Here is a 12,426-nt window from a genome sequence, read left to right as displayed (position 1 = left end):
CGCGGGCAACCGTGAAGGGGTGTCCGCACCCAACGCAACCCAGCGCCTCGGCCTCGGCCTCCTCGGCGTGCTGCTCGCGACCGGGCTGCTGCTGGCCGCCTGCTCGGCCCCCGAAGGCGGCCGCCGGGCCGGCCCGGCCCGGCCGAGGTGGTGTTCCACCACCCCGGCGTCGTCGTCAGCCAGACCCGGCTCGCCCAGGCCAGGTCCATGGCGGCCCTGCACGAGGAGCCGTGGAACGCCGCGTACGAGGCCGTCCTCGGGAGTCCCTACGCCGTGGACTACACCGCCCGCCCGCCCGGCCGAGACCGTGCCGTGCGCCTTCGACGCGGGGCCGCCCGCGTGCGAGGCCGAGGTGTACGACGCCATCGCGGCCTACAGAGACGCTGACCCACGCGTCGAAGCCGGGGCCCGCCTGAGTCCGCCGGGTCCCGGAGCGGGGGTGGCCGAGAACCGACCGGCGCGCGCGCTCGGCGCGCGCCCGCGGCCGTCAAGCTTTGAGACTCCCGTAGTGCTCTCGTAACACCGGTGCGGTCCAATGCACGCCATGGACACGCACCGAACCGATGCGGTACAGCAATTCTCCAGTGTTCTAAGGGAGTTGATCGCGCAACTGGACCCGGCGGCCGGGTGGTACGCGGAGTTCCTGCGCCGCGATCCGGACGGGCTGCGGACCTGCCTGGAAGGTGGTGCGGTGCCCCCGTGGGACATGGTCGAGTCCCTGCTCCAGGACCTCGCGGGCCTGCGCGGATCCGGTGCCGCGGGGGAGTGGGGCGCCTTCGTCGGCGCGCAGTGGTCGGCGGCGGCACTTGCGTACGATCGCCGGCCCGGCGGCGCCGCGGAGCTGCGCGGGCGGCTGGCGGCGGAGCAGGCGCGGCGCGCGGCGGCGGAGCACGCGGTCGCCGTCCTCACCGCCCGGGTGCGCGCGGAGCGGGGCGGGGCCGAGGCGGGGTTCTTCGGCCACGAGCTCGCGTGGACCCGGGACGACCTCGCCCGCGCCGCGGCCCGGTGCGCGGACCTGACCGCCCGCCTCGCCTCCCTGCCGCCGGATCCGGACGCGCCGTCGGCCCCGGGGGCGCCCCCTGGGGCTGATCCGGTCGCAGCCCACGCCCCTCCCCAGACCCCAACCCCTGCCCAGACCCCAACCCCTGCCCAGACCCCGGCCTCGGGTCAGCCCCCGGCCTCGGGTCAGCCCCCGGCCTCGGGTCAGTCCCCGGCCTCGGGTCAGTCCCCGGCCTCGGGCCAGGCCCACGCCCCGGACGGTGCCGGGCCCGCGTTCGGCCGGTGGTTCCGGGTGTACGGGCGGACCGAGCGCGGCGACCAGGGACGCGCCGACCGGCCCGGTGCTCCCGCCGGCCGGGTGCCCCGGCAGCGCGGGGCCCGGTTCGCGGGTGCGCCCGAGGGGGAGGGCCCGGCCCCCCAGCCGCTGCCGTACCCACTGCCCGGGCCCGGGCCCGTGGACCCCGCACCGGTCGGCGCCCGGTTCGGCGGCGCCCCCGCTCCGGGGCCCACCCCCGCCGCCGACCCCGGGACCGTGCTCGACCCCGCCTCCGCGAGCGCCCTCGGAACCGACGCCGCGACCGCGTTCGCCCCCGATGCCGCGAGCGTGTCCGGCGTCGTCGCGGAGCTGATCGCGCTGCGGGCCCAGCACCGCTCCGGCGAGGCCCACGTCCTCCTGTGCGAGGCGGCCGCCGGCCCGCCCGACGCGCTGCCGCTCCTCGCGCTCGAGCTGGAGCGGGCCGGGCTCACCGCCGACTGGGCCACGCTGCTGTGGGAGGCCGCCTCGCTGCCCCCGGCCCGCCTCGCCGCCGTGGCGGCCGCGCTCGGCTCGGCCGGCCGGCAGGCCGACTGCGGGCGGCTGCTGCGCCAGGGCGTTGCCCGGCCGGCCGCCGAGATCGCCGACGCGGCGCTGGCGCTGGCCGCCGACGGGCGCGAGCAGGAGGCCGACGCACTGCTCGGGGCCTTCGTACGGGTCCGTCCGGCGGAGGAGTCCGCCCGACTGGCCCGTGCCGATCCGGCGCGACTGGCGCAGCGTCTGCTGGCGGCCGCCCGCAGCGTGTCCGAAAGCCGCTACCGGGACGTCGTGCACGCCCTGCGCGTGGCGGGGGTGCCCACGGGGTGAGGGGGGCTCGTTCGAGCGGGAGCTCCGGGGGCTCGGCGGGGTGGCCCCCGCCCTCGGCCCCTGGCGCGAACTGTCCGCCGCCTGTCGAAAATCGATCAGCGAAATACGAAACATGATCGACTCTGCCGGTTGACGGAGATGGTCTTGCCCCGGAGTGTGACGGGGCTTACGGTCTCGTACCTACGCATTCCGTCTACGTGCGTAGAGGCTCTCTGACGTCCTGTCGAAGGAGCAGCGATGGCCGTCGTCCGCGCCGCACTCGTCCAGGCCACCTGGACCGGTGACACCGAATCCATGATCGCCAAACACGAGGAGCACGCCCGCGCCGCCGCCGCGCAGGGCGCGAAGATCATCGGGTTCCAGGAGGTGTTCAACGCCCCGTACTTCTGCCAGGTGCAGGAGCCCGAGCACTACCGCTGGGCCGAGCCCGTCCCCGACGGCCCGACCGTCCAGCGGATGCAGGCCCTGGCCCGCGAGACCGGCATGGTGATCGTCGTACCGGTCTTCGAGGTCGAGAGCGAGGGCTTCTACTACAACACGGCGGCCGTCATCGACTCCGACGGCAGCTACCTCGGCAAGTACCGCAAGCACCACATCCCGCAGGTCAAGGGCTTCTGGGAGAAGTACTACTTCCGCCCGGGCAACCTCGGCTGGCCGGTGTTCGACACCGCCGTCGGCAGGGTCGGCGTCTACATCTGCTACGACCGCCACTTCCCCGAGGGCTGGCGCCAACTCGGCCTGAACGGCGCCCAGATCGTCTACAACCCCTCCGCAACGCACCGCGGCCTGTCCGCCTACCTCTGGCAGCTGGAGCAGCCGGCCGCCGCCGTCGCCAACGAGTACTTCGTCGCCGCCATCAACCGGGTGGGCGTCGAGGAGTACGGCGACAACGACTTCTACGGCACCAGCTACTTCGTCGACCCGCGCGGCCGGTTCGTCGGCGAGACCGCCGGCGACAAGGCCGAGGAGCTCCTCGTCCGGGACCTCGACCTGGACGTCATCGAAGAGGTCCGCACCCAGTGGGCGTTCTACCGCGACCGCCGCCCCGACGCGTACGGAGGACTGACCAAGCCGTGACGATCCCGATGAGCCTGTACCAGCGCCACAAGGCCGTCATGCCCGACTGGCTCGCCCTCTACTACGACAAGCCGATCGAGCTCACCCACGGCGAGGGCCGGCACGTCTGGGACGCGGACGGCAACCGCTACCTGGACTTCTTCGGCGGCATCCTCACCACGATGACCGCCCACGCACTGCCCGAGGTCACCAAGGCCGTCGCCGACCAGGCCGGCCGGATCATCCACTCCTCCACGCTCTACCTCAACCGCCCCATGGTGGAACTGGCCGAACGGATCGCCGCGCTGTCCGGCATCCACGACGCCCGGGTCTTCTTCACCACCTCGGGCACCGAGGCCAACGACACCGCCCTGCTGCTGGCCACCGCCCACCGCGGCTCCAACCAGATCCTGGCGATGCGCAACAGCTACCACGGCCGGTCCTTCTCCACCGTCTCGATCACCGGGAACCGTGGCTGGTCGCCGACCAGTCTCTCCCCGCTCCAGACCCTGTACGTGCACGGCGGCGTGCGGGGCCGCGGTCCCTTCGCCGGGCTGAGTGACGCGGAGTTCGTCCGGGCCTGCGTGGCCGACCTGGAGGACGTACTGGGCCAGGCCCGCTCCGGCGTCGCCGCCCTCATCGCGGAACCGGTCCAGGGCGTCGGCGGGTTCACCTCCCCGCCCGACGGGCTGTACGCCGCCTTCCGCGAGGTCCTCGACCGGCACGGCATCCTCTGGATCAGCGACGAGGTGCAGACCGGCTGGGGCCGCACCGGCGAGCACTTCTGGGGTTGGCAGGCGCACGCCCAGAACGGGCCGCCCGACATCCTCACCTTCGCCAAGGGCATCGGCAACGGCATGTCCATCGGCGGCGTCGTGGCCCGCGCCGAGATCATGAACGGCCTCGACGCCAACTCCATCTCCACCTTCGGCGGCTCGCCCGTCACCATGGCGGCCGGCGTCGCGAACCTGGCGTACCTGCTGGAGCACGACCTCCAGGGCAACGCCCGACGGGTCGGCGGCCTGCTGCTGGAGCGGCTGCGCGCCGTCGGCGCCGGCGTCCCGTGCGTCCGCGAGGTCCGCGGCCGAGGCCTGATGGCCGGCATCGAACTGGTCCGGCCGGGCACCGACCAGGCCTGGCCCGAGGCGGCGGCAACCGTCCTGGAGGCGGCCCGGGCGGGCGGCCTGCTGCTCGGCAAGGGCGGGGGCCACGACACCAGCGTCCTGCGGATCGCACCCCCGCTCTCCCTCACCGTCGCCGAGGCCGAGGAGGGCGCAGACATCATCGAGGCCGCCCTGCGCACCGTCTGACCCATCGGGAGGAGACCCCGTTGAGCAGCAACCGCACCCTGATCCGCGGCGGCCTGGTCGTCACCGCCGCGGACGAGGTCCACGCCGACGTCCTCGTCGAGGACGGCCGGATCGCCGCCCTGGCCGCACACGGCTCGGCCGCGGCCGGAGCCTGGACGGCCGACCGCACCATCGACGCCACCGGCAAGTACGTCATCCCGGGCGGGGTCGACGCCCACACCCACATGGAGCTGCCGTTCGGCGGCACCTCCGCCTCCGACACCTTCGAGACCGGCACCCGGGCCGCCGCCTGGGGCGGCACCACCACCATCGTCGACTTCGCCGTGCAGAGCACCGGCCGCGCGCTGCGCGAGGGGCTCGACGCCTGGTACGCGAAGGCCGACGGCAAGTGCGCCGTCGACTACGCGTTCCACATGATCCTCTCCGACGTCAACGACGGCACCCTCAAGGAGATGGACCTCCTCGTCGAGGAGGGCATCACCTCCTTCAAGCTCTTCATGGCCTACCCCGGCGTCTTCTACAGCGACGACGGGCAGATCCTGCGGGCCATGCAGCGCGGGGCCGCCAACGGCGGGCTGATCATGATGCACGCCGAGAACGGCATCGCCATCGACGTCCTCGTCGAACAGGCCCTGGCCCGCGGCGAGACCGACCCCCGCTACCACGGCGAGGTCCGCAAGGCCCTGCTGGAGGCCGAGGCCACCCACCGGGCCATCCAGCTCTCGCGCGTCGCCGGCGCGCCGCTGTACGTGGTCCACGTCTCGGCCGAGGAGGCCGTGGCCGAACTGGCCGCCGCCCGCGACAAGGGCCTGCCCGTCTTCGGCGAGACCTGCCCGCAGTACCTGTTCCTGTCCACCGACAACCTCGCCGAACCCGGCTTCGAGGGCGCCAAGTACGTGTGCAGCACGCCGCTGCGCCCGCGCGAGCACCAGGCCGCCCTCTGGCGGGGTCTGCGCACCAACGACCTCCAGGTCGTCTCCACCGACCACTGCCCCTTCTGCTTCAAGGGCCAGAAGGAGCTGGGCCGCGGTGACTTCTCCAAGATCCCCAACGGCCTGCCGGGCGTGGAGAACCGCATGGACCTGCTCCACCAGGCCGTGGTCGACGGGCACATCAGCCGCCGCCGCTGGATCGAGATCGCCTGTGCCACCCCGGCGCGGATGTTCGGCCTCTACCCGCAGAAGGGCACCATCGCCCCCGGCTCGGACGCGGACGTCGTCGTCTACGACCCGCAGGCCGAGCAGGTCCTCTCCGCGTCGACCCACCACATGAACGTGGACTACTCGGCGTACGAGGGCAGACGCGTCACCGGCCGGGTCGAGACCGTCCTCTCGCGGGGCGAGGTCGTCATCGACGCGGGCGAGTACACCGGCCGTGCCGGACACGGCGTCTTCGTCCCCCGCGCCACCTGCCAGTACCTGTAGACACCACAGCTTCGCGAACCAGGAGATCCCCCGTGGACTTCGGACTCGTCCTGCAGACTGACCCGCCCGCCTCGTCGGTCGTGAGCCTGATGCGCCGCGCCGAACGCAACGGCTTCCGCTACGGCTGGACCTTCGACTCGGCCGTGCTGTGGCAGGAGCCGTTCGTCATCTACAGCCAGATCCTCGCCAACACCCAGAAGCTGCACGTCGGACCCATGGTCACCAACCCGGGCACCCGGACCTGGGAGGTGACCGCCTCCACCTTCGCCACCCTGAACGACATGTACGGCAACCGCACCGTGTGCGGCATCGGCCGCGGCGACTCCGCCATGCGGGTGGCCGGCCGCAGGCCCAACACCCTGGCCCGGCTGGGCGAGGCCATCGAGGTGATCCGCGACCTCGCCGAGGGCCGCGAGGCCCTCGTCGACGGCAACCCGGTCCGCATCCCGTGGGTCCGCGAGGGCAGGCTGCCCGTCTGGATGGCCGCGTACGGCCCCAAGGCCCTCGCCCTCGCCGGCGAGAAGGCCGACGGGTTCATCCTCCAGCTCGCCGACCCCTACCTCACCGAGTGGATGGTGCACGCCGTCCGCGACGCCGCCGCCCGGGCCGGCCGCGACCCCGACGCCGTCACCATCTGCGTGGCCGCCCCCGCGTACGTCGGCGACGACCTCGCCCACGCCCGCGACCAGTGCCGCTGGTTCGGCGGCATGGTCGGCAACCACGTCGCCGACCTCGTCACCCGGTACGGGGAGCACTCCGGCATGGTCCCCGAGGCCCTGACCGACTACATCAAGGCCCGCGAGGGCTACGACTACAGCCACCACGGGCGCGCCGGCAACCCCTCGACCGACTTCGTCCCCGACGAGATCGTCGACCGGTTCTGCCTCCTCGGACCGGCCGAGGCGCACATCGAGAAGCTCCGCGCCCTCAAGGCCCTCGGCGTCCACCAGTTCGCCGTCTACGACATGCACGACGCGAAGGAGGCCACCATCGACGCCTACGGCGAGCAGATCATCCCGGCGGTCAACTCGTGACCGCCGGACCGGTACGGATAGGCGACGCGGAGCGCGTCGAACTCGTACCGGGGGAGGTGGCGGCCGACAGCCGGTTCGCCAACGCCGACCTGCTCCCGGTGCCGGTCGCGCAGCGGCACTGGACGACGTACAACTTCGCCGCCCTGTGGGTGGGGATGGCCCACAACATCCCCTCCTGGATGCTCGCGTCGGGGCTCGTCGCCCTCGGCATGGACTGGAAGCAGGCCGTCCTCACCATCGCCCTCGCCAACGTGGTGGTGCTGGTGCCGATGCTGCTCACCGGCCATGCCGGGCCCAAGTACGGCATCCCCTTCCCGGTCCTGGCCCGGGCCCCCTTCGGCGTGCGCGGGGCCAACCTGCCCGCCCTCGTCCGGGCCGGGGTGGCGTGCGCCTGGTTCGGCATCCAGACCTGGATCGGCGGCACCGGGATCTTCGTGCTGCTCGGCAAGGTGTTCGGCGGCTGGGCGCAGGCGGCGGAGGTGGCCGGCCAGCCGTGGACGCTGTGGCTGTGCTTCGTCCTCTTCTGGGCCCTCGAACTCGCCATCATCTACCGGGGGATGGAGGCCCTGCGGCGGTTCGAGAACTGGGCCGCGCCGTTCGTCATCGTCGGCGCGCTCGCGCTGCTCGTCTGGATCGCGGGCAAGGCCGGCGGCCTCGGCCCCCTCCTCGACCAGCCCTCGAAGCTCGGCTGGGGCAGTGACTTCTGGGAGGTGTTCTTCCCCTCGCTGATGGGGATGATCGCCTTCTGGTCCACCCTGTCCCTCAACATCCCCGACTTCACCCGCTTCGGCTCCGGGCAGCGCGCCCAGATGGTCGGACAGGCCCTGGGGCTCCCCACGACGATGACCCTCTTCGCGCTGCTGTCGGTGATCGTCACGTCCGGCTCGCAGGCCCTCTACGGGGCACCGGTGTGGGACCCGGTCGAGCTGGTGGCCCACACGGACAACGTCTTCGGGCTGCTCTTCGCCCTGGTCACCGTCCTGGTCGCGACGATCTCGGTGAACATCGCCGCGAACGTCGTCTCGCCCGCCTACGACCTGTCCCACCTGGCTCCGCGGATCATCGACTTCCGCACCGGCGCCCTGATCACCGGCGTGGTCGGCGTGCTGATCATGCCGTGGAAGCTCACCTCCACCCCCGAGCTGTACATCTTCACCTGGCTCGGGCTGGTCGGCGGCCTGCTCGGCACGGTGGCCGGCATCCTCATCGCGGACTACTGGATCGTCCGGCGCACCCGGCTGTCGCTGCCCGACCTCTACCGCGAGGGCGGGGCGTACTGGTACCGGGGCGGGTGGAACTGGAAGGCGCTGGCCGCCCTGGCCGTGGGCGGCACCCTGGCCGTGGGCGGCTCGCACTCCGCCGCCGGACAGGGCCCCTTCCCGGGCGACGGCCTGATCCCCGTGCTCAAGCCGCTCGCCGACTACGGGTGGGCGGTGGGGCTGGGGTCCTCGCTGGTGCTCTACGTGGCGCTGATGCGGGCGGGCCGGGGAGCGCGCAGCCGGGGTTGAGCCGGCCCCGCACTGAGCGGGCGTCCGGCGCGGGGACTTCACCCCGCGTCCATGCGGGCGGGTAGGGGTTGTCGGCGCGGCGTGCTTTGCTGGAGGCATGATCGATGAGTTCCTGACCCATGACCTGGCCGCCGTCGAGGAGGCCGTGCGCGAGGCCGCCGCCGCCGAGATCACGCCCCGTTTCCGGCAGCTGGCCGACGACGAGGTGGAGGCCAAGAGCGGCCCGCACGACCTGGTCACGGTCGCGGACCGGCTCGCCGAGGAGCACCTGACCGCGTCGCTGACCAAGCTGCTGCCCGGCTCCGTCGTGGTCGGCGAGGAGGCCGTGCACGCGGACCCGGGCGTGTACGCGGCGCTGCGCGGCGACGCCCCGGTGTGGATCGTGGACCCGGTCGACGGCACCCGCCAGTTCGTCCACGGCGACCCGCACTTCTGCACGCTGGTGGCGCTGGCCGTGCGCGGCGAGATCCTCGCCTCGTGGACGTACGCCCCCGAGCTCGACGAGCTGGCCACGGCGGTCCGGGGCGGCGGCGCGTACCTCAACGGGCGGCGCCTGCGCCCCGGTTCGCCCGAGCCGGGCGCCGACCTGCGGGTGGCCACCGCCCACCCCGACTACACCAGCCCCGAGGACAAGGCCGTCCTCGCCCGGCTCGACGTGCCCGGGGTGCGTGCCCGCCCCTGCGGCTCCGCGGGCCTCGAGTACCTGCGCGTGGCCCGGGGCGAGATCGACGCCCTCGCCTTCAGCTGGCCGTCCGCCTGGGACCACGCGGCCGGGTTGCTGCTGGTGGCGGAGGCCGGCGGGGCGCAGTACACGGTCGCGGGGGAGCCCTTCCGGGTGGACCGGGACAACGCCCTGCCGTTCGCGATCGCGCGCGACGAGGCCACCGCCGTGCGGGTCCGCGACCTGCTGGCCGGGACCGCCTGATCCCGGCTCGCCGCGCGCGGGGGCCGGAGTCGCGCCGCCCGGCACCGGGGGCCGCGGTCCGCGGGATCCCGACGCCCGGCCGGATCCCGCACCGGGTGCCGCCGTCCGTCCGAATATCCTTGACGGACAGGGACACTGCCGTCGCGACGTGAGGAGCCGAGGTGCCGTCGATTCTCGATGCGGTCGTCGTGGGGGCGGGGCCCAACGGGCTGACGGCCGCGGTCGAACTGGCCCGCCGGGGCTTCTCCACCGCCCTGTTCGAGGCGGCGCCGACCGTGGGCGGCGGAGCCCGGACCGAGGAGCTGACCCTGCCCGGCTTCCGGCACGACCCGTGCTCGGCCGTGCACCCGCTCGGGGCCGGCTCGCCGGTGTTCTCGACCATGCCGCTGGACCGGTACGGGCTGGAGTGGCTGCACGCCCCGCTGCCGATGGCGCACCCCTTCGACGACGGGTCCGCGGCGGTGCTCTCCCGCTCCGTCGCCGAGACCGCCGCGTCCTTCGGCGCGTGCGACGCGGGCGCGTACCGGCGGCTCGTCCAGCCGTTCCTGGGCCGGTGGGACACCCTGGTCCGGGACTTCATGTCGCTGCCCTCGACCGCGCTGCCCCGCGACCCGCTGCTGCTGGCCCGCTTCGGCCTGACCGGGCTGCCGCCCGCCACGTGGCTGATGCGGCGGTTCCGGGACGAGCGGGCGCGCGCGCTGTTCTCCGGGCTGGTGGCCCATGTGATCGCGCCGCCGGACGGGCCGGGCACCGGCGCCGTCGGCCTGGTCTTCGCCCTCGCCGCGCACGCCGTGGGCTGGCCGCTGCCGCGCGGCGGCTCCCAGTCCGTCTCCGACGCGCTCGCCGCGTACCTGCGCGAGCTCGGCGGCCAGGTGCACACCGACTTCGAGGTGAAGCGCCTGGACGACCTGCCGCCGGCCCGCGCGTACGTCTTCGACACCTCGCCCACCGCGCTGGCCCGGATCGCCCGGCTGGGCCGGGTGTACGACGGGTACCGGTACGGAGCCGCCGCCTTCAAGATCGACTACGCGCTGTCCGGACCGGTGCCGTGGACGGCCGAGGAGGCCCGGCGCGCCGGGACCGTGCAGATCGGTCCCACCAGCGCCGACATCGAGACCGCGCTGCGCGCCGCGGCCGGTGGCCGACCGCCCGCCACGCCGTTCCTGATCACCGCCCAGCCCAGCCTCGTCGACCCGTCGCGGGCACCGGCGGGCAAGCACGTCTTCTGGGCGTACGGGCATGTCCCGCACGCCTGGGACGGCGACCTCACCGACGCCGTCGAGCGGCAGCTGGAACGCTTTGCGCCCGGCTTCCGGGACCTGGTGCTGGCCCGCGCCGTCGCGGGCCCCCCGCAGCTGGCCGCCCGCAACCCCAACTACGTCGGCGGCGACATCGCCTGCGGCGCGGCCTCCGGCCTCCAGCTGCTGCTGCGGCCCAGACTGTCCCTGCGGCCGTACGCCACCCCGCACCCGGCGGTGTTCCTGTGCTCGTCGGCGACCCCGCCCGGCCCCGGCGTGCACGGCATGTCGGGCCACAACGCGGCCAAGGCGGTCTGGCGGCACCTGCGGCAGACCCGGCGGTGACGCCGGCGGCGGAACCGAGCGACGGGGACGGACGGATGACGAGGCTGACGCTGGTCCGGGGCGACATCACGGAGCAGGACGTCGACGCGGTGGTCAACGCCGCCAACTCCTCCCTGCTGGGCGGCGGCGGAGTCGACGGCGCGATCCACCGCCGCGGCGGGCCCGAGATCCTGGCCGCCTGCCGCGACCTGCGCGCCTCCCAGTACGGAAAGGGCCTGCCCACCGGCCGGGCCGTGGCCACCACCGCCGGCCGGCTGCCCGCCCGCTGGGTCATCCACACGGTCGGTCCGGTGTACGGGGCTGCCGGAGCCGACCCGTCGCTGCTGGCCTCCTGCTACCGCGAGTCGCTGAGGGTCGCCGACGAACTGGGAGCGCGGACGGTCGCCTTCCCGGCCGTCTCGACCGGTGCCTACGGGTGGCCGATGGCGGATGCCGCCCGCATCGCCGTGGAGGCGGTGCGGAGCGCCGCGACCGACGTCGAGGAGGTCAGGTTCGTCCTCTTCGACGAGCAGGCGTACCAGGCGTTCGCCGAACGGATCGGCTCCTCGGACACCGGGTGACGGCCCCCGCGTCGTCCGGGTCCGGGTGACCCCCCGGCCGGGCCGCCGTCGTGACCGACGGCCCGGCCGGGAATCCACCGCGGCGTCCGGGAAGGGGACATTGCCAGACCCCCGCCGTGCGAAGGAAGCGTCGTTGTTCTTCGGGTGGTTCGGGTTCCGGCCCCGGCCCACGTCGTCGACGGCGTCCTTGGAGCCGCTGTTGCGGTAGACGTCGGCCCTGTAGGCGGAATTCAGGTTCTTCGCCGAAGCCGCGTCTTTCTTGACTCGGCACGGTCGCCGCAAGGGCGGACACCGTCGCCAGGGCAAGGCGGGATCCGGTGGTCTTCATGGTTTTTCAGCCCCCTTTTGGGCGCACTCCCATGGGCGGGCCGACGGCCCGGAGCATGGCAGGGCAGGGTGTCGCCTGGCGTCGCGAAGACGCCGCTGGGCACTGGTTTCGCAGCACGCGTGCGGCGATTCGACATCCCCCCGGATGCGCCAGTGCCGCGGCCGGAACTCCCCCGAAGTGCGCGGTACTTGGTCTGTCGCAATTCCTCGTGTGCGGCGAAGTCTGGTCAGGACCTCCCGCGGCGACTTGGCCCATTAGAGCACCTTTGGAACCCGGCGAACCGGACATACGGGGACCAGTCAAGACGATCTTGGTCCGGACTGGTGGGGCGATCTACGTCACACGCATTTCGAATGCCCGGGGGCGGAGACGGCCGGGGCCACGGAGCCGGAAATCATGTGTATGGTCTTTTGCAGACGGCTTCGCTCGGGGGTGTCGTGACCATTCCCCCTTCCCGGAAATCCGGGAGGGTCGAGCCCGAGGCGTGACATGCCGTCATGGCCCGGAGACCCGTTCTCCGCGTCGCCCGCCGGCTGTTGTGAACGTAGGGGCGAGCGGCCCCACTCATCGGCGACGGAC

The 12,426-nt window shown here is 73.5% G+C and carries 9 protein-coding genes; all 9 read left to right on the top strand.

All coding sequences use genetic code 11. The features are described from left to right. Positions 1-598 precede the first annotated feature (598 nt). Complete coding sequence (locus IF43_RS41770) at positions 599-2,119, top strand: hypothetical protein (RefSeq protein ID WP_051795824.1); 1,521 nt, start codon at positions 599-601, stop codon at positions 2,117-2,119. A gap of 237 nt (positions 2,120-2,356) precedes the next feature. Next, positions 2,357-3,196, top strand: coding sequence for a nitrilase-related carbon-nitrogen hydrolase (locus IF43_RS0122250; protein ID WP_030203455.1), 840 nt, complete (start codon positions 2,357-2,359; stop codon positions 3,194-3,196). 8 nt (positions 3,197-3,204) lie between these two features. Then, positions 3,205-4,485 carry an aspartate aminotransferase family protein gene (locus IF43_RS0122245; protein ID WP_030203453.1) on the top strand — a complete coding sequence of 427 codons (1,281 nt, stop codon included), beginning with the start codon at positions 3,205-3,207 and terminating at the stop codon, positions 4,483-4,485. 20 nt (positions 4,486-4,505) lie between these two features. Next, the gene (gene hydA, locus IF43_RS0122240) at positions 4,506-5,909 is read left to right on the top strand and encodes a dihydropyrimidinase (protein WP_030203452.1); all 1,404 of its coding nucleotides are present in this window, start codon (positions 4,506-4,508) and stop codon (positions 5,907-5,909) included. Positions 5,910-5,941: 32 nt separating this feature from the next. Then, on the top strand, positions 5,942-6,943 hold the full coding sequence (locus tag IF43_RS0122235; protein ID WP_030203451.1) for a TIGR03842 family LLM class F420-dependent oxidoreductase: 1,002 nt from the start codon (positions 5,942-5,944) through the stop codon (positions 6,941-6,943). Next, entirely contained in the window at positions 6,940-8,451 is a 1,512-nt protein-coding gene (locus tag IF43_RS0122230; RefSeq protein ID WP_030203450.1) for an NCS1 family nucleobase:cation symporter-1, read from the top strand. Before IF43_RS0122235 ends, IF43_RS0122230 begins: the two co-directional genes overlap by 4 nt. A gap of 97 nt (positions 8,452-8,548) precedes the next feature. Then, on the top strand, positions 8,549-9,376 hold the full coding sequence (locus IF43_RS0122225) for an inositol monophosphatase (RefSeq protein ID WP_030203449.1): 828 nt from the start codon (positions 8,549-8,551) through the stop codon (positions 9,374-9,376). 161 nt (positions 9,377-9,537) lie between these two features. Next, complete coding sequence (locus tag IF43_RS0122220; protein ID WP_030203448.1) at positions 9,538-10,959, top strand: NAD(P)/FAD-dependent oxidoreductase; 1,422 nt, start codon at positions 9,538-9,540, stop codon at positions 10,957-10,959. Positions 10,960-10,994: 35 nt separating this feature from the next. Beyond that, positions 10,995-11,519 (top strand): O-acetyl-ADP-ribose deacetylase, encoded by a 525-nt coding sequence (locus IF43_RS0122215; protein WP_030203447.1) that lies wholly within the window; start codon positions 10,995-10,997, stop codon positions 11,517-11,519. Positions 11,520-12,426 lie beyond the last annotated feature (907 nt).

Source organism: Streptomyces sp. NRRL S-87 (assembly GCF_000719335.1).
Lineage (GTDB): Bacteria > Actinomycetota > Actinomycetes > Streptomycetales > Streptomycetaceae > Streptomyces.
This window is presented reverse-complemented; position numbering and strand designations above follow the sequence as displayed.